The 17,450-nt window shown below is 61.6% G+C and carries 18 protein-coding genes and 1 pseudogene; 5 read left to right on the forward strand and 14 right to left on the reverse strand.

The window, feature by feature from the left end; all coding sequences use genetic code 11:
- Nucleotides 1–127 precede the first annotated feature (127 nt).
- Nucleotides 128–853 carry a peptidoglycan editing factor PgeF gene (gene pgeF, locus M1B35_RS19330; protein ID WP_268262792.1) on the reverse strand — a complete coding sequence of 242 codons (726 nt, stop codon included), beginning with the start codon at nucleotides 851–853 and terminating at the stop codon, nucleotides 128–130.
- Entirely contained in the window at nucleotides 850–1,812 is a 963-nt protein-coding gene (gene rluD / locus M1B35_RS19335; protein WP_123334911.1) for a 23S rRNA pseudouridine(1911/1915/1917) synthase RluD, read from the reverse strand. Before rluD ends, pgeF begins: the two co-directional genes overlap by 4 nt.
- Before the next feature lie 150 nt (nucleotides 1,813–1,962).
- Here rluD and M1B35_RS19340 point away from each other — a divergent pair, with 150 nt between their 5' ends.
- The 3 genes from M1B35_RS19340 (at nucleotide 1,963) to M1B35_RS19350 (ending at nucleotide 4,898) form a co-directional block, all read left to right on the forward strand.
- Entirely contained in the window at nucleotides 1,963–2,982 is a 1,020-nt protein-coding gene (locus M1B35_RS19340) for an outer membrane protein assembly factor BamD (protein ID WP_123334909.1), read from the forward strand.
- Nucleotides 2,983–3,109: 127 nt separating this feature from the next.
- On the forward strand, nucleotides 3,110–3,343 hold the full coding sequence (locus tag M1B35_RS19345) for a PP0621 family protein (protein WP_268262793.1): 234 nt from the start codon (nucleotides 3,110–3,112) through the stop codon (nucleotides 3,341–3,343).
- A 217-nt stretch (nucleotides 3,344–3,560) separates the two neighbouring features.
- Nucleotides 3,561–4,898: a sigma-54-dependent transcriptional regulator gene (locus tag M1B35_RS19350; RefSeq protein WP_268262794.1), complete on the forward strand. Its 1,338-nt coding sequence runs from the start codon at nucleotides 3,561–3,563 to the stop codon at nucleotides 4,896–4,898.
- Here M1B35_RS19350 and thiO read toward each other — a convergent pair.
- The 6 genes from thiO to pilV are packed head-to-tail and all read right to left on the reverse strand — an operon-like array spanning nucleotide 4,895 to nucleotide 8,431.
- The gene (thiO, locus tag M1B35_RS19355; RefSeq protein WP_268262795.1) at nucleotides 4,895–5,995 is read right to left on the reverse strand and encodes a glycine oxidase ThiO; all 1,101 of its coding nucleotides are present in this window, start codon (nucleotides 5,993–5,995) and stop codon (nucleotides 4,895–4,897) included. The genes M1B35_RS19350 and thiO overlap by 4 nt on opposite strands.
- 56 nt (nucleotides 5,996–6,051) lie before the next feature.
- The gene (locus M1B35_RS19360; RefSeq protein WP_268262796.1) at nucleotides 6,052–6,453 is read right to left on the reverse strand and encodes a type IV pilin protein; all 402 of its coding nucleotides are present in this window, start codon (nucleotides 6,451–6,453) and stop codon (nucleotides 6,052–6,054) included.
- A gap of 11 nt (nucleotides 6,454–6,464) precedes the next feature.
- Entirely contained in the window at nucleotides 6,465–6,833 is a 369-nt protein-coding gene (locus tag M1B35_RS19365; RefSeq protein ID WP_268262797.1) for a hypothetical protein, read from the reverse strand.
- A complete protein-coding gene (locus M1B35_RS19370) occupies nucleotides 6,820–7,311 on the reverse strand; it encodes a pilus assembly PilX family protein (RefSeq protein WP_268262798.1) in 492 nt (163 codons plus the stop codon). The genes M1B35_RS19365 and M1B35_RS19370 overlap by 14 nt, the downstream gene beginning before the upstream one ends.
- Nucleotides 7,311–8,015 carry a PilW family protein gene (locus M1B35_RS19375; RefSeq protein WP_268262799.1) on the reverse strand — a complete coding sequence of 235 codons (705 nt, stop codon included), beginning with the start codon at nucleotides 8,013–8,015 and terminating at the stop codon, nucleotides 7,311–7,313. Before M1B35_RS19375 ends, M1B35_RS19370 begins: the two co-directional genes overlap by 1 nt.
- Entirely contained in the window at nucleotides 8,012–8,431 is a 420-nt protein-coding gene (gene pilV, locus M1B35_RS19380) for a type IV pilus modification protein PilV (protein ID WP_268262800.1), read from the reverse strand. Before pilV ends, M1B35_RS19375 begins: the two co-directional genes overlap by 4 nt.
- A 474-nt stretch (nucleotides 8,432–8,905) precedes the next feature.
- On the opposite strand from pilV, the gene M1B35_RS19385 reads away from it, so the two are divergent.
- Nucleotides 8,906–9,430, forward strand: coding sequence for a GspH/FimT family protein (locus tag M1B35_RS19385; RefSeq protein WP_268262801.1), 525 nt, complete (start codon nucleotides 8,906–8,908; stop codon nucleotides 9,428–9,430).
- Here M1B35_RS19385 and ispH read toward each other — a convergent pair whose 3' ends face one another.
- From ispH to murJ, 6 genes and pseudogenes are all read right to left on the reverse strand, one after another.
- Nucleotides 9,431–10,378 carry a 4-hydroxy-3-methylbut-2-enyl diphosphate reductase gene (ispH, locus tag M1B35_RS19390; protein WP_123334893.1) on the reverse strand — a complete coding sequence of 316 codons (948 nt, stop codon included), beginning with the start codon at nucleotides 10,376–10,378 and terminating at the stop codon, nucleotides 9,431–9,433.
- 103 nt (nucleotides 10,379–10,481) lie between these two features.
- On the reverse strand, nucleotides 10,482–10,919 hold the full coding sequence (gene fkpB, locus M1B35_RS19395; protein ID WP_268262802.1) for an FKBP-type peptidyl-prolyl cis-trans isomerase: 438 nt from the start codon (nucleotides 10,917–10,919) through the stop codon (nucleotides 10,482–10,484).
- A gap of 7 nt (nucleotides 10,920–10,926) precedes the next feature.
- A complete protein-coding gene (lspA, locus tag M1B35_RS19400) occupies nucleotides 10,927–11,439 on the reverse strand; it encodes a signal peptidase II (protein ID WP_123334889.1) in 513 nt (170 codons plus the stop codon).
- Nucleotides 11,432–14,262 (reverse strand): annotated as a pseudogene (ileS, locus tag M1B35_RS19405) (isoleucine--tRNA ligase). Before ileS ends, lspA begins: the two are co-directional and overlap by 8 nt.
- Before the next feature lie 13 nt (nucleotides 14,263–14,275).
- Complete coding sequence (gene ribF / locus M1B35_RS19410; protein WP_185039330.1) at nucleotides 14,276–15,220, reverse strand: bifunctional riboflavin kinase/FAD synthetase; 945 nt, start codon at nucleotides 15,218–15,220, stop codon at nucleotides 14,276–14,278.
- Between the two features lie 129 nt (nucleotides 15,221–15,349).
- Entirely contained in the window at nucleotides 15,350–16,888 is a 1,539-nt protein-coding gene (gene murJ / locus M1B35_RS19415; protein ID WP_123334883.1) for a murein biosynthesis integral membrane protein MurJ, read from the reverse strand.
- 251 nt (nucleotides 16,889–17,139) lie between these two features.
- On the opposite strand from murJ, the gene rpsT reads away from it, so the two are divergent.
- A complete protein-coding gene (gene rpsT, locus M1B35_RS19420; RefSeq protein ID WP_003215870.1) occupies nucleotides 17,140–17,418 on the forward strand; it encodes a 30S ribosomal protein S20 in 279 nt (92 codons plus the stop codon).
- Nucleotides 17,419–17,450 lie beyond the last annotated feature (32 nt).

A 17,450-nucleotide genomic window follows, 5' to 3' on the forward strand; every position in this document is an offset into this window, starting at 1 on the left:
TCACCTTCCTTTTGAGCAGGCCGGAGCGATGGACACACCTAAATAGAGAAACCTGCCAGATGTTTCTGTAGATGCGGTCGATTCTGGGAGTTTCAAGCGTCAGCAGGTTGACGTACGTCAGAACAGTCTAGCTTTGCAGCCAAACCAGGGAGGCAAATCGCCCAGTGCGCGGACTGCGGCGATAAGAGTAGAAACGTGGGTCGGTTACCGTACAAAAACCACCGCCATACACAGCGGTAACACCACAGGCCGCCAGACGCAGGCGCGCCAACTGATAAATGTCGGCCATAAAGCGCCCGGGGTTCTGGCTTGGCACAAAGGCTTCGGCGGTTGCCGCCAGTTGCGAAACGAATACCTCCCGCACCTCGGCCCCCACTTCAAAAGCTTGCGGACCAATGGCCGGCCCCAGCCAGACCAATACTTCGGCCGGTGCCACATCAAACGGGTCAAGGGTGGCCTCCAGCACACCGGCTGCCAACCCGCGCCAACCGGCATGGGCAGCGGCAACACGAGTACCGGCGCGGTCACAGAACAAGGCGGGCAAACAATCGGCCGTCATCACCGCACAGGCAATGCCGGGTGTGGCGGACCAACTGGCGTCGGCAGTGGCCACCACGCCAGGGTCGGCATGGGCCACAGCCACGCCATGAACCTGCTGCAACCAGGCCGGCGCGATTTTGAAATGTTCGGTCACGCGGCGACGGTTTTCAGCCACGGCGTCAGGGCGATCATCGACATGATCCCCCAGGTTGAGGCTGTCGAACGGCGCCAGGCTGACGCCGCCCCCACGGGTGGTGACACAGGCTTTGACCCCGGCCGGCGCGGGCCAGTCAGGAATCAGCCAGTCACTCATCCGATAAACGCCTCACGGTCCTGCTTGAGCAGGGACAGCAGCCAGACAAAATCGTCGGGCAGCGGGGATTCCCAGCTCATGCGCTCACCGGTTGTCGGGTGATCCAGTTCCAGGAAACGCGCATGCAGCGCCTGACGCGGGAAGTTTTTCAACGACTCGACCATGGTCATGCTGGCCGCAGGCGGGATGCGGAAGCGACCACCGTAGGCCGGATCGCCCACCAGCGGGTAATTGATGTGGGCCATGTGCACACGAATCTGGTGGGTACGCCCGGTTTCCAGCTTGACCCGTACATGGGTGTGGGAACGGAAACGCTCCAGCACACGGTAGTGACTCACCGCCTGCTTGCCGCCTTCCATCACCGCCATGCGCTGGCGCTGCTGGCCGTGACGACCGATCGGCGCATTGATCTTGCCGCCGGCAGTCACGACACCGATCACGATGCATTCATAAATGCGGCTGACACTGCGGCTCTGCAACTGGGTCACCAGTTGGGTCTGCGCCTGAATGGTCTTGGCCACCACCATCAAACCGGTGGTGTCCTTGTCCAGGCGGTGGACGATGCCAGCACGGGGCACATTGATGATGTCCGGAATGTGGTGCAACAAAGCATTGAGCAAAGTGCCATCAGCGTGACCGGCCGCCGGGTGAACCACCAGGCCAGCAGGTTTATTGATGACCAGGATGTCGTCGTCTTCGTAGACGATATCCAGCTCGATGTCTTGAGCGATCCATTCGCCCTGAGCTTCCTGCTCGGCGGTCAGCTCAAGAATCGCACCGCCATGAACGATGTCACGCGGCCGAATAACGGCTCCGTCCACAGTCAGGCGGCCGTCTTTGATCCAGGCGGAAAGGCGCGAGCGCGAATGCTCAGCGAATAATTGTGCGGCGACTTGATCGAGGCGTTGGCCGCCCAGTTCGGACGGCACCTCTGCGCGAAGTTCAATTTTATCGGACATGCTCAGACTAGGCGTCGGCACAGCCTTTGGTTTCGGCTGCGCGCTTGTGGTTAAATACGGCGTCTTTTGCCCCGAGGCTTTCAACGGGGCGCTCATCATAACAGGACGGCCCCGCCCAAGACAGCGGCCGTCATAGGGACGCAAGCCGCCATGCAAGTGAAACACCTGCTGCTGATCGCCATCCTCGCACTGACCGCTGCTTGCTCATCGAAGGAAGTCGTTGACGAAAACCTGAGCGAAGTCGAGTTGTACCAGCAGGCGCAGACCGACCTGGACAACCACAGCTATACCAGCGCCACCGCCAAGCTCAAGGCTCTGGAATCGCGCTATCCGTTCGGTCGCTACGCCGACCAGGCTCAGCTCGAACTGATTTACGCCAACTACAAGAACGCCGAGCCTGAGGCTGCCAAGTCCGCCGCCGAGCGTTTTATCCGCCTGCACCCGCAGCATCCGAACGTCGACTACGCCTACTACCTCAAGGGCCTGACCTCGTTCGACCAGGACGTCGGCCTGCTGGCTCGCTTCCTGCCGCTGGACATGACCAAACGTGACCCTGGTGCCGCCCGCGACTCCTACAACGAGTTCGCCCAGCTCACCAGCCGCTACCCGAACAGCCGCTACGCCCCCGATGCCAAGCAGCGCATGATCTACCTGCGCAACCTGCTGGCCGCCTACGAAATCCACGTGGCTGACTACTACCTGACCCGCCAGGCCTATGTAGCGGCTGCCAACCGTGGTCGTTATGTCGTAGAGAACTTCCAGGAAACCCCTTCGGTCGGTGACGGCCTGGCGGTAATGACTGAGGCGTATCAGCGTCTGCATCTGGACGAGTTGGCCGCCACCAGCCTGGAAACCCTCAAGCTCAACTACCCGAACCACCCAAGCCTGGTGGACGGTCAATTCGTGCCGACGGTGGCCGAGGCCGACAACCGCTCCTGGCTGAGCAAGGCCACCCTGGGCCTGATCGAATCCCGTCCACCGCTGCCGCCGGGAGAAACCCGCGCCAACCAGGACGTGATGAAGCAGTACCAGGACGCCAAGGACTCCATCCCGTCCGAGCTCAAGCCTAAAAACAACGGCGACGCGGTAGAAGAAGAGCAGCATGAAGCCGAAGGCAACAACAGCGACCGCTCGTGGTTCAGCTACATGACCTTCGGTGTGTTCGACTGACACCCAAGCGTTGGCAAAAAGGGAGGCGTTAGCGTCTCCCTTTTTTATGCCCGCGTTTTTTATTGTCCTGTGCGCGCGTCAGGACCTTGGCTAAACTGCGCCATCCTTTCTCATAAAGCGGGTTGTCATGGTTCGTCTACTGTTCTGGATCATTCTGATCGCCGCGACGGTGTGGCTCTGGCGCAAGTTCAAACGCCCGAGCGCCAGCGTCAACCCACCCAACGAGCCCCATGCCACGCCGATGGTCCGCTGCGCCCACTGTGGCGTGCACCTGCCCCGCGATCGCGCCCTGGGCTTGCAACAACAGTGGTATTGCAGCCAAGCCCACCTGGAACAAGGCCCCGGCTCACCACCACGCTGAGTGCTGCCGGCTATTCACTGGCCGGCATCTATATCCTCTATCCCGCCCTCAGCGCTCCCTCGCCAAACGACCAGGCGCACAGAACAATTGGCCACACAAAACTCCCGCCCTTGAGTACCAAACCCAAGGCAGCAGCGCTGTGCGCACCTAAACTTCAAGTCTCGCCAGGAGGGCGAGCACTTCCCCCCAGCAGCTTGGCTCACGGATGAACACAGGCATGTACACGGGCTCAGCACCAAAAGTCCTGGTGGTCGATGACGATCCACACGCCCGCGCCAGCCTGGAAATCAGCCTGGGCAGGATGAAGCTCCAGAGCCAAGGCGCCCGCAGCCTTCACGAAGCCCGTGGCTGGCTGGCCAGGGAACGCTTTGATTTGTGCCTGGCCGACCCGCAGCTGCCCGATGGCAGCGCGTTGACCTTGCTGCCCCACCTTCAGCAATGCCAACCCCAAACGCCCCTGGCCCTGATCAGCACGAGCGACCAGCACGACAGCACAACCCGGGCCCTTGAAGCAGGGGCCTTCGAGGTGCTGGGCAAACCGGTTGCGCCAGGGCGCCTGCGCGAACTGGTGAACCATGCCCTGGCCGTGCCTTCGTTACCCGCTACGGGCAACCCGCTATTGGGGGAGTCGCCGCCCATGCTCGGGTTGCGTCGACACATCGACAAACTCGCCCGCAGCCTGGCGGCAATCTATATCAGTGGTGAGTCCGGTAGCGGCAAGGAACGGGTAGCACGGCTGATCCATGAACGCGGGCCACGGGCCCGGCGGCCCTTTGTCGCGGTCAACTGTGGGGCAATTCCTTCAGAACTGATGGAAAGCGAGTTTTTCGGCCATCGCAAAGGCAGCTTCAGCGGGGCCATCGATGACCGACCGGGGCTGTTCCAAGCCGCTCAAGGGGGCACTTTGTTCCTCGACGAGATCGCCGATCTGCCCCTGGCCATGCAGGTAAAGCTACTGCGGGTGCTGCAGGAAAAGGCCGTGCGCAGCATCGGCAACCCGCAGGAAACCCGCCTCGACGTGCGCGTGCTGTGCGCCACTCACAAAGCCCTAGAGCGCGAGGTTGCGGCTGGACGTTTTCGCCAGGACCTCTACTACCGATTGAACGTGATTGAGCTGCGGGTGCCGCCCCTGCGCGAACGGCAGCAAGACATTCCACTGTTGGCGAGTGGCATCCTCCAACGCCTGGCGAAAACCGCTGGCCAGCCACCGATGCCGCTGACCCCGCAGGCCTTGCAAGCCCTGCTGGATTACCCGTTCCCTGGCAATGTGCGAGAGCTTGAGAACATTCTCGAGCGCGCCCACACCCTGTGCGACGCCCCCAGTATCGGCCTCACTGACCTGCACCTGGCCCAGGAACATCGCCCACTGTCAGGGTCAGGCGCTTCAGTCCAGGCGGAGAGCATTGATCTGCCCAGCCACCTGCTGGAAGTCGAACGCCAACTGATTGTCCAGGCCCTGCAGGAGAGCCGCTGGAACCGCACGGCAGCGGCTCAGCGACTGGGGCTGTCATTTCGCTCGATGCGCTACCGCATGGAAAAACTCGGCCTGGACTAGATCCGCCCGGAAGGTGCGTAAGGAGCAGGATCAATGATCGGCGCACGCCCCAGCATCAGGTCAGTGAACAATTGGCAGGACGCCGGCGCCAGGACCAAACCGTTGCGGTAGTGCCCACAGTTGAGCCACAGCCCTGCAAAACCCGGGACTTCCCCAATGTAGGGAATGCCTTCAGGCGAGCCCGGGCGCAAGCCCGCCCAGTGCCCGACTACTTGGGCGTCGGCCAGCGCCGGGATCAGTTCCACAGCTGAAGCCTTGAGGCTCTCCAGAGCCGAGGTGGTCGGCGTCTTGTCGAACCCTTCGTGCTCCAGGGTGCTGCCCACCAAGATGTGCCCATCACGCCGCGGGATCGCATAACGCCCTTTGGCCAGGACCATGCTCGACAAGAAATCCGAAGCGCACTTGAAGAGAATCATCTGCCCCTTGACCGGCTCTACCGGCAACTCCAGCCCCAGGCTGCCCAGTAGCTCACCGCTCCAGGCGCCTGCCGCCAGCACCACTTGGTCGCCACGAACATCACCGGCGTCGGTGTGCACACCGACAATCCGCTGCCCCTCGCGAATAAAGCCGCTGACCGCGCACTGCTCATGCACCGTCACACCGGGCAGCGCCAGCAGCGCGGCCTTGAGCGACTTCAGCAAACGGGGGTTACGTACATTGGCCACGTTGGCCATGTAGATCGCCCGCTCATAACCACCCCCCAATACCGGGACTGCATCATGGGCCGCGGAGATATCCACAGCGCTCAGGGGGCGCTTTTCCCGCGCGGCCCAGGCCAACGCGTCGGCTTCATCTTCCAGATCCAGCCAGTACAGACCGGTGGTATGAACTTCAGGATCAACCCCGGTGGCCGCGAACAGACGCTCGGCCAGTTGTGGATAAAAATCCTGGGACCAATGAGCCAGGGCAGTGACCGCCGGACTATAGCGCCATGGGTACAGTGGCGAGACGATACCGCCGCCGGCCCAGGACGACTCCAGGCCCAGGTTCGAACGATCCAGCAGCACCACCTGCTGCCCCGCCGATGCCAGATTGAAGGCCGTCAGCAGACCGATAACCCCACCACCGACAATCACCACTTGCTGTTGCTTAGCCATAGTCCGATCCAATCATTGAAAAGCCAGAAGGTACCCAACACGCCCAGAGACAAGGCTCAACGTCCCCAGCAGTCCTTGGCTGTGACGCCCTCGGCCTGGTTCTCGAGGGAGGTGGCGCCGGCCTGGTTCAGGATGAAACTGCCACATTTATCACCGGCCATGCCGGCATCGGGTTTCGGTGCCGCGGTCAGGGTATAGCTCTGATCGTCCAGGGTCGCCGTAATGCTGTAATCGGCATTACCGGTGCTCAGGCCCGGCGCATTGCGATACACCCGGTTCTTGGAATAGAACCGCTCCAGGCTCTGCGCCTGTTCGGACAACAGGCCAACGATCGCTGTGCGATTGGGCTTCTTCATGTACTCGGTGATGCTGGGAAGGCTCAAGGTGAGGACCAGCCCGATGATCGCAATCACGATCATGATTTCGATCAGGGTAAAACCTTGGTTGGATCTGCGCATGCCTGACACTCTCATTTACTGTATTTGTCGCCACATGACGCGGTGGCGCCCGGAGCCTGGGCGGGCAGTCCGTCGGCGGGCTCCCTTTCGCGGGAAAGCGGCTCCTCTACATCGGTATGAGGATGACCATGGCTACCCGGTGGCGCGAAGTCGTGCATCTTACCGCTGAACGCCGGCAGCTCGACCAATTTCCCACGGTCGGCGTTCGCACACGGCTCGCCTTGATCACGGCAGGCCGCGCTGAAAACAACAGTACCGGCTGCCTCGGGCAAGGCCGGAACCGGCTGGGAGCGGCCCAGTGCCGGCTGACCGCTCAATACCCCACAAAGCAAGAGCAACAGCTTTGAATAGCGGCTGTGCAGCCCCTCAATACCTGGCATAGATACTCTCCAGCACAGAGCGCGAATGCCCGGCCAGGCCAACCGCCGTAACCCGGTACAGGGTCACGGCAACCGTACTGGGCACCCTGATCACGTTTTGGACCGGCCCCAGGTTCTGCACTCCATAAAAGCCATTGGCAGTGGCCACCCAGGTCACCCCGGAACCGGCATTGAATCCCGCCGAGACAGCCACTTGGGCTTCCGTCGGCGCCGCACAATTTTCTGTGCTGCGGCAAACCGCCCAGGTACCGGCACCCCGATGCACCGCCCCCTCGCCCACTCGCAGCGCGGCCTCAGCCGCCTGGAACGACTGGTTGCGCAAAGACAGGCTCGCGGCCATTTTTTCCTGCAAGGTAGCGCTGTGCAGGGACGAGAGGCCGATCAAGGTCAACAACACAAGAAATACCAGGCTGAACACCAGCGCCATCCCCCGCTCAGCTTCAGGCGCAGACCACACCGCCGGCATCGCACCCGTCATCACGGCAACCTGTTGCGCAGGGCTGCCACGGTGCTGAAGGTCTGGCTTCGCACCCGTTGCTGCGGGTCTGCCAGGGTCAGGCTCAGTCGTACGCTGCGAATGCGCGCGGGGTCGCCGGGGCGGGAGCTGTAATGGGAGACCGCACTGTCACTCGCCGAACCGGCCAGGCCAAAGCTCACGTCGAAGGCTTCCACATTGTCTGCCAACACCGATTGGCCGCTGTCCGTGCCCATCCACAGTTGCTGATTCCTGAGACGGTATGACCACCGACGCAGGGCCAAGGCCTGGTACCCCGCGGGGGCACTGTGGGCACCGGAGTAGGCGATTGCACTGCTGCGGCAATCGGTAATCAGCGTCCAGGTCGGCGTGCCGCCATCGCTGCCAATGTCCGCGCTGATCAGGCTCAGCCGCTGATTCGCACCGTCCCAACGAATAGGAGCCGCTCGCTGGGCACTGAACGTACCATCCAGGCTGGCATCGATGATCGACCTCAGGCAGCCGAACAGGCCGACCATACGGATCTCCTGGAGCATCTTGCTCAAGATAAAACGCCCATCCTCCTGCAAGTTGGCCGCAGCATTCTGACTGAGGTAAGTGCGTTTGGCCGCGATAAACACCTGGGTCACCGCCAGTACCAGCACCAGGCTCAGCGCCAAGGCCAACAAGGCTTCAATCAAACCAAAGCCCAAGGCGCGCCGGTTCATTGCGACCCTCCCTGGTCAACCACCACCCGACTGCCGATCCGCAGATTCCGCGCGCTGTCCCCTTGCCCACCCGCCCGCGAGTCATCCCAGGTAATGCTCACGGCGACCTGCCCTCCCCCGACACTGATGCCCCCCTTGGCCGTGGGCCCGCCGAAGTGCTCGACACTGCGGGTAAAGTCACTCAGATCCCGGTCCCGGAGCGGGCTCACGTTAGAGTCGGCCGTGGCATTGGCGCGAATCCTGTCCAGCATGCCGTAGGCGATAAAACTCGCCTGGCTGCTCATCAAGGCGCTATCGGTGTACTTCAGTGCCTTGAGCTGCACCCCGGCAGCGCCCAATAGGCCGAGCCCCAGGATCAGCAACGCCACCAACACCTCGATCAGGGTCATGCCGCCCTGCACACGCCGACCGCCCATACACTGCCCCCCAAAACCGTCCGTTGTTTGAGGCAGACCTTGACGACCCGACACGACGCCCCTGCATCCGCGAAACGAACCGCTGCCGGCCTGCCGATGCCCTTGAAATGCATCGCCTTGAAGCCATCAGGGTAGCGGCAAGAACAGTAGGCGGCGGGCAGGTGGAACAACCCGCAATACATTCGGCGCAGTGCTATTAGCGACGCCTCAAAACACCGCTAACTGACATCGCGACCGGCGCGGCCACGCGAAAACCAGGGCGTCGCCCGGCCCGGCGGCGACACCCAGAGCACCCGCCCCCTCAAGCCATGGCGACCGGATGAAATGCCTTGTATGCAAGTCCATGACCCGCCCGGCGACGGAGTTCGGCTATAACGGGCTTGGCCTTCGAACCCTCGCCGGCCAACTGTTCGGGGTTCAACCAAGGGCCGTGCATGGAGCGCCGACCCACTCGCCTTCAAGGAGGAACACGACATGAAACAGAAGGGATTCAGTCTGCTGGAGATACTCACCACCCTGACGTTACTGGGCGTGCTGTTGCAGTTTTTCACCGGTTCATTCAGCCAGTCGATCCTGGCCAACCGCAGCCAAGAAGCAGCTCAGCAACTCGCCAGTGGCCTGCGCAATGCCCGCACCGCAGCCATCCTGCACAACCGCACTACCGTCATTCATGCCTTGGAGCAGGATTGGAGCCGCGGCTGGCGGATCATTCTGGACCTCAGCGGCAAAGGCGCGGACGACCACGACAACCCAGTGCTGATCGAGCGCCAGGGCAGCGAGGCGGTGGGGATTGTGGGCAATCGCCCGGTACAGGACTTTGTGCGCTTCAGCGCCCTGGGACATCCGCTGCTGCCCAGCGGTGCCTTTCAAGCCGGAACCCTGCATATCTGCGCCAGGGATGGCGAGACCAGCCAGCACCAGGTGGTGCTGTCACGCAGTGGCCGAGTGAGCCTGCGCGGCAACGTCGCCGAGCAGGCTCTGTGCGCACGACCAGCTTGATCAGAGCAGGGAGCGCACGCGCAGCTCTTTGGGCATGGAGAAGGTGATGTTTTCTTCACGACCGGCCAGTTCGTCGGCACCCGTGGCACCCCAGGCCTGCAACTGCTGGATCACCCCACGCACCAGTACTTCCGGAGCCGAGGCGCCGGCAGTGATGCCGATACGCTCGACACCGTCGAACCAGCTGCGCTGCATATCTTCAGCACCGTCGATCAGGTAGGCCGGTGTGGCCATGCGCTCGGCCAGCTCACGCAGGCGATTGGAGTTGGAACTGTTGGGGCTACCCACCACCAGCACCACGTCGCATTCGTCAGCCAGTTGCTTGACCGCGTCCTGGCGATTTTGCGTGGCGTAGCAAATGTCGTCCTTGCGCGGCCCGCCAATCGCGGGGAAACGCGTGCGCAAGGCATCGATCACGCGGCTGGTGTCGTCCATCGACAAGGTGGTCTGGGTTACGAAGGCGAGCTTGTCAGGGTTGTGTACTTGCAGTTCGGCTACATCCTTCTCGTCCTCCACCAGGTAGATGGCTCCGCCATTGCTGGCGTCGTACTGGCCCATGGTGCCTTCGACTTCCGGGTGCCCCGCATGGCCGATGAGGATGCATTCACGACCGTCGCGGCTGTAGCGCGCCACTTCGATATGCACCTTGGTCACCAGCGGACAGGTGGCATCAAAGACTTTCAGGCCACGACCGGCCGCCTCGCTGCGCACGGCCTGGGAAACCCCGTGGGCACTGAAAATCACAATGACGTCGTCCGGCACCTGATCCAGTTCTTCGACAAAGATCGCGCCACGGCTGCGCAGGTCTTCGACGACAAATTTGTTGTGCACCACTTCATGCCGCACATAGATCGGTGGCCCGAAGACCTCCAGGGCACGATTGACGATTTCGATCGCCCGGTCCACACCGGCGCAGAAGCCACGGGGGTTGGCGAGTTTGATTTGCATGCTGTGCCTCGTGTCTTGCGCGCAAGAAGTTAGATCGTTGTAGACAGCGGATCGCCGGTAAACCGGCTCCTACAGAATAGAAGACGGTATCCCGGCGATGCTGTTAAAGCGCTTTGACGCCGATGATTTCCACGTCGAAGGTCAAGGTCTTGCCTGCCAGCGGGTGGTTGAAGTCGATGGTCACTTCAGCCTCATCGAAGGCTTTGACCACACCCGGCAATTCAGTGTTCGCCGCATCGTTGAAGATCACCAGCAAACCTTCAGACAGCTCCATGTCCTGGAACTGGGAACGCGGGATGATCTGCACGTTCTGCGGGTTGGGCTGGCCAAAGGCGTTTTCCGGCTCGATGGTCAGGTTGCGCTTGTCACCGACCTTGAAGCCAAAGAGCGCGGCCTCGAAACCCGGCAGCAGATTGCCGTCGCCGACCTTGAAGGTCGCCGGGGCTTTGTCGAACGTGCTGTCGACCGTGTCGCCGTTCTCAAGGCGCAATGCGAAGTGCAAAGTGACTTCCGTGTTCTGACCGATGCGTTGCTCAGCCAATACCTGTTCAGTCATGAACGGTCTCTCCGGTTTTCTTGCTCTTGAACATATCCAGGGCCAGCATCACCGCGCCCACGCTGATCGCGCTGTCGGCAAAGTTGAATGCCGGGAAGTACCAGCGGTTCTGCCAGTGCACCAGGATGAAATCGATCACATGGCCCAGGGCAATGCGGTCATACAGATTGCCCAGAGCACCGCCCAGCACCAGGGCCAGGGCGACTGCGAGCCAGGTTTCATTGCGCCCGAGGCGTTTGAGCCAGACCACCAGCACCACGCTGACCACCACCGCGATCAGCGCGAACAGCCAGCGCTGCCAGCCGGAGCTGTCAGCCAGGAAGCTGAAAGCGGCGCCGGTGTTGTAAGCCAGGGTCCAACTGAAGTAATCCGGGATCACCACAATCTGTTGGTACATCGACAGCGAGCTTTCGAAGTGCAGCTTGCTGACCTGGTCAATGACCAGGACCAGCACGCTCAACCACAACCAGCCCAGGCGGCCGAAACGGCCAGCGGCATTAGGCATAGTGACGAACCTCGCCTTCGCCGCTGATGTTGTCCACACAGCGACCGCAGATTTCCGGGTGCTCTGGGTGCACGCCGACATCTTCACGGCAGTGCCAGCAACGGGCGCACTTGGCGAAGCTCGACTTGACCACTTTCAGCTTCAGGCCGCTGACTTCGGTGGCCACAGCGTCTGCCGGGGCCTGGGCGAATGGCGCCAGGCTCGCGGTAGAGGTGATCAACACAAAGCGCAGCTCGTTGCTCAGTTTGGCCAGGTCGGCGGTCAGGCCTTCTTCGGCAAACAGGGTGACTTCGGCTTGCAGGTTGCCACCGACGGCCTTGGCCGCACGCTGAACTTCCAGTTCCTTGTTCACCGCTACCTTGACGGCCATCACGCCTTCCCAGTACTCGCGGCCCAGCTCGAAGTCGGCCGGCAGCTCGGTCAGGCCTTCGTACCAAGTGTTGAGCATCACCGATTCGTTGCGCTCGCCCGGCAGGTATTCCCACAGCTCGTCGGCGGTGAAGGCCAGGATCGGGGCGATCCAGCGCACCAGCGCTTCAGAGATGTGGTACAGCGCGGTCTGCGCCGAACGACGTGCCTTGCTGTTGGCGCCGGTGGTGTACTGGCGGTCCTTGATGATGTCGAGGTAGAAACCACCCAACTCCTGCACGCAGAAGTTGTGGATCTTCGAGTAGACGTTCCAGAAGCGGTATTCGCCGTAGTGCTCCTGCAACTCGCGCTGCAGCAACAGGGTACGGTCCACGGCCCAACGGTCCAGGGCGAGCATGTCCTCGGCCGGCAGGATGTCAGTGGCCGGGTTGAAGCCGGTCAGGTTGGAAAGCAAGAAACGCGCGGTGTTACGAATACGTCGATAGGCGTCGGCGCTGCGCTGCAGAATCTGCTCGGAGACTGCCATCTCGCCGGAGTAGTCGGTGGAGGCCACCCACAGACGCATGATGTCGGCGCCCAGGGTGTCGTTGACTTTCTGCGGTGCGATCACGTTGCCCAAGGACTTGGACATCTTGCGGCCGGACTCATCGACGGTAAAGCCGTGGGTCAGCAGCTCGCGGTACGGCGCATGGTTATCGATGGCGCAGCCGGTCAGCAACGACGAATGGAACCAGCCGCGGTGCTGGTCCGAACCTTCCAGGTACAAGTCGGCACGCGGGCCGCTCTCATGGCCCATCGGGTGGGAGCCGCGCAGGACGTGCCAGTGGGTGGTACCCGAGTCGAACCACACGTCCAGGGTGTCGCTGATCTTGTCGTACAGCGGCGCCTCATCACCGAGCAACTCGGCGGCATCCATCTTGAACCAGGCTTCGATGCCTTCGGCTTCGACACGCTGGGCGACGACTTCCATCAGTTCAACGGTACGCGGGTGCAGCTCACCGCTTTCCTTGTTGAGGAAGAACGGGATCGGCACGCCCCAGTTACGCTGGCGGGAGATGCACCAGTCCGGACGGTTGGCGATCATCGAGTGCAGGCGCGCCTGGCCCCAGGCCGGAACGAACTGGGTGTCTTCGATGGCTTTGATTGCACGCTGACGCAGGGTGTCGCCCGCAGCAGGCTCTTTGTCCATGCCGATAAACCACTGCGCCGTGGCGCGGTAGATCAGCGGGGTCTTGTGGCGCCAGCAGTGCATGTAGCTGTGTTCGATGGTTTCGGTGTGCATCAGCGCACGACTTCCGACAGCTTCTCGACGATCGCCGGGTTGGCCTTCCAGATGAACTGGCCGCCGAAGAACTCTAGAGCAGGCGCATACACGCCGTTGCTCTGCACCGGGTTGAGGATGTCGTCGTTGACCATGCCGTAGGCTTTGCAGGTCACGAAGTCGTCCACGCCGTAGGCCGGGGCGGAGTGAACCACACCGGTACCGGCGCCCAGTTCAACGTAATCGGCCAGGTAGACCGGCGACAGGCGATCGTAGAACGGGTGACGGAAGTTGATCAGCTCCAGCGCCTTGCCGGTGGTGGTGGCGATCACCGAGCCTTCCAGCGCGTAGCGTACCAGGCACGACTCGACCAACTCTTCGGCCAGAACCAGCAGTTTGTCGCCGACATCCACCAGGGCGTAGTTGAATTCCGGGTGAACGTTCAGCGCCTGGTTGGCGGGGATGGTCCACGGGGTGGTGGTCCAGATCACGATGGCGGCCGGCTTGCTCAGGGACGGCAGGCCAAAGGCTTCGGCCAGGCGCGCGTCGTCGGCAATCGGGAAAGCCACGTCGATGGTCGCGGACTTCTTGTTTTCGTACTCGACTTCCGCCTCGGCCAGGGCCGAACCGCAGTCGAAGCACCAGTTCACGGGCTTGAGACCCTTGAACACGAAGCCACCCTTGACGATTTCAGCCAAGGCACGGATTTCGCCCGCCTCGTTCTTGAAATCCATGGTCTTGTACGGGTTGGCCCAGTCGCCCAGCACGCCCAGGCGGATGAACTCGGACTTCTGGCCTTCGATCTGCTCGGTGGCGTAGGCGCGGCACAGCTCACGCGTCTTGTCCGCGCCCAGGTTCTTGCCGTGGGTCACTTCGACTTTGTGCTCGATCGGCAAGCCGTGGCAGTCCCAACCCGGAACATAAGGCGCGTCAAAACCCGACAGGGTCTTGGAGCGGATGATCATGTCCTTGAGAATCTTGTTCAGCGCATGACCGATGTGAATCGTGCCGTTGGCGTAGGGAGGGCCGTCGTGCAGGACGAACTTCGGACGATCCTTGCCAATCTCGCGCAACTTACCGTACAGGCCAATGCTGTCCCAGCGCTGCAGAATCTGCGGTTCGCGCTGAGGCAGGCCGGCCTTCATTGGGAAGGCGGTGTCCGGAAGGTTTAGCGTGGCTTTATAGTCGGTCATTTAAGGCTCTTCATTAGCGATTGGCGCTATGGATACGTGCCACTTGGGCACGGGCGGCGGCAACATCCGCATTGATCGCCGTCTTCAGCGCCTCCAGAGAGGCAAAACGCTGCTCTTCACGCAGCTTATGGTGGAAAACCACCGTCAAACGCCGGTCATACAGATCGCCGGCAAAATCTAAAAGGTGCACTTCCAGGTGGGCTTTGCCGTCACCTACAACCGTTGGCCGCACGCCGATGTTGGCGACCCCCGGCCAAGGCTGGCCGTCGATCTCCACACTCACCAGGTACACCCCGGAAAGCGGTACGCGACGACGCTTGAGTTGCACGTTGGCCGTTGGCGTGCCCAGTTGGCGCGCCAACTTCTGACCGTGCAAGACCCGCCCCGCAATGCGGTACGGACGGCCCAGCAGACGCTCGGCCAAGGCAAAATCGGCAGCGGCCAGGGCATTGCGGACCTGGGTGCTGCTGACCCGCAAGCCTTCCAACTCGACAGTCTGCGCCGCTTCAACGGTAAACCCGTGGCGGCTGCCGGCCTGCTGGAGGAATTCGAAATCACCGACCCGGTCGCAGCCGAAACGGAAGTCATCACCTACTTCCAGGTGCTGCACACCCAGGCCGTCCACCAGAATCCGCTCGACGAACTCAGTGGCGCTGAGCTTGCTCAGGCGCTGGTTGAAGGCCAGGCACAGAACCCGATCAACCCCTTCGCGCGCCAGCAACTGCAGCTTGTCACGCAGCCGCGCGAGCCTGGCAGGAGCGGTGTCCGGAGCGAAGAATTCCCGCGGTTGCGGCTCGAAAATCACCACACAGCTGGGCACGCCCAACTCGAGCGCACGTTCACGCAGCCGCCCCAGGATAGCCTGGTGACCACGGTGAACACCGTCAAAGTTGCCAATAGTGGCGACACAGCCCCGATGCTGGGGGCGCAGATTGTGGAGGCCTCGAACCAGCTGCATAACGCGCTTCTTGCTCATAAAGTGGCCGATTATAACCACACCCGGCGGCTGACGACAGGCAACACCGCCACCCAAAGTGATCGAACCGACAAAACTGCGGCCCGGGCCACGCCCGGGGCTAAAAAGGCCTCAGCTCAGCGCCTTGCGATTGAAGTCCCGCAGACGGAACCCCAACAACGCCAGCACGCCGAAATAGGCCACCACACCCGCCACCACCAGCACACCAAGGCGCAGGAAGCGCTGCAGCATGTGCCCCTGATCCCAGGCTGGCATGAAATGCATCAGCCCCAGCAGGACGGCGGACATCACCGTGACCGCCAGCACCAGCTTGAAAGCGAACATCGCCCAACCGGGCTGTGGCTGGAACATCTTCTGCTTGCGCAACTGATAAAACAGCAAGGTGGCATTGATACAGGCACCGCCACTGATGGCGAGGGCCAGGCCCGCATGCTGCAGAGGACCAATAAACACCAGGTTGAGCAACTGAGTGACGACCAGGGTAAAAATCGCGATTTTGACCGGCGTTCGAATGTTCTGCTGGGCATAGAAGCCCGGCGCCAGGACCTTGATCACGATGATGCCCAGCAAACCCACGGCATAGGCCACCAGAGCACGCTGGGTCATCGCCGCGTCAAACGCACTGAACTCGCCATATTGAAACAGCGAGACCGTCAGCGGCTCGGCCAATATTCCCAGGGCCAGGGAGCATGGCAGCACCAGCACAAAGCACAGGCGCAGCCCCCAATCGAGGATGCGCGAATACTCCTGGCGGTCCTGGCTGGCGTAAGTCTTGGCCAGGGTCGGCAGCAGGATCGTACCCAGCGCCACCCCCAATACCCCCGAAGGCAGCTCCATGAGCCGGTCGGCGTAATACATCCAGGACACCGAACCGGCCACCAGGAAGGACGCGAAGATGGTGTTGATGATCAGGGAAATCTGACTGACAGAGACGCCGAGGATCGCCGGCAGCATTTGCTTCATCACCCGCCAGACCCCGGTATCGCGCAGGTTCAGCCGTGGCAGCACCAACATGCCAATTCTCTTCAGGTGCGGCAGCTGGTACAGCAACTGCGCCAGGCCGCCGGCCAGCACCGCCCAACCGAGCGCCATGACCGGCGGATCGAAATACGGCGTCAGGAACAGGGCAAAGATGATCATGCTGACGTTGAGCAAGGTCGGCACAAAAGCCGGCACCGAGAACCGATTCCAGGTGTTGAGGATGGCTCCGGCCAGGGATGACAGGGAGATCAGCAATATATAAGGGAAGGTCACCCGCAGCAGGTCGGAAGTCAGGGCGAACTTTTCCGGGGTATTGGCAAAGCCCGGCGCCGTGGCCCAGATGACCCAGGGCGCAGCGATCATGCCCAGCGCCGTCACCAGCGCCAGCACCAGGGTCAACAGACCGGAGACATAGGCAACAAAGGTGCGGGTCGCCTCCTCGCCCTGCTGGTTCTTGTACTCCGCGAGAATCGGCACGAACGCCTGGGAGAAGGCGCCTTCGGCAAAGATCCGACGCAGCAGGTTGGGCAACTTGAAGGCGATGAAGAAGGCGTCAGTGGCCATTCCGGCACCGAAGGTGCGGGCAATGATGGTGTCACGAACAAACCCCAAGACCCGGGAAAGCATGGTGATAGAGCTGACAGCGGCCAACGACTTGAGCAGGTTCATGGAAAGGTTGTTTGCCTGTAGATAAACAGCAGGCGAAAAGGCGCCCACTTATGCGATACTCCGCGCCGCAACAGCACAGAGCCAAAGCTCGCGAGTTTACAGGTCAAGCGCCGGAAATAAATATCCCGCCTCTTCAGATCGACCACTCAGCGGAACGCATCACCCGCCCTTGACAAGACTTCAACTCATCGGCATGATTCGCGGCCTATTTTGTTTGCTATTTCCCAAAAAGTCTTTCGAGGAGCTCGACGGTGGCCAACACACCTTCCGCCAAAAAACGTGCAAAACAGGCTGAGAAGCGTCGCAGCCACAACGCCAGCCTGCGTTCCATGGTTCGTACCTACATCAAGAATGTAGTTAAAGCCATCGACGCAAAAGACGCTGAAAAAGCGCAAGCTGCCTATGTTCTGGCCGTACCTGTTATCGACCGTATGGCCGATAAAGGCATCATCCACAAGAACAAAGCTGCTCGCCATAAAGGTCGTCTGAATGGCCACATCAAGGCTCTGAACCTTGCTGCTGCAGCCTAAGCGACACGCTTGTTAAAAAACCGACCCTAGGG

It is taken from the genome of Pseudomonas morbosilactucae (genome assembly GCF_023241665.1).
Classification (GTDB): Bacteria; Pseudomonadota; Gammaproteobacteria; order Pseudomonadales; family Pseudomonadaceae; genus Aquipseudomonas; species Aquipseudomonas morbosilactucae.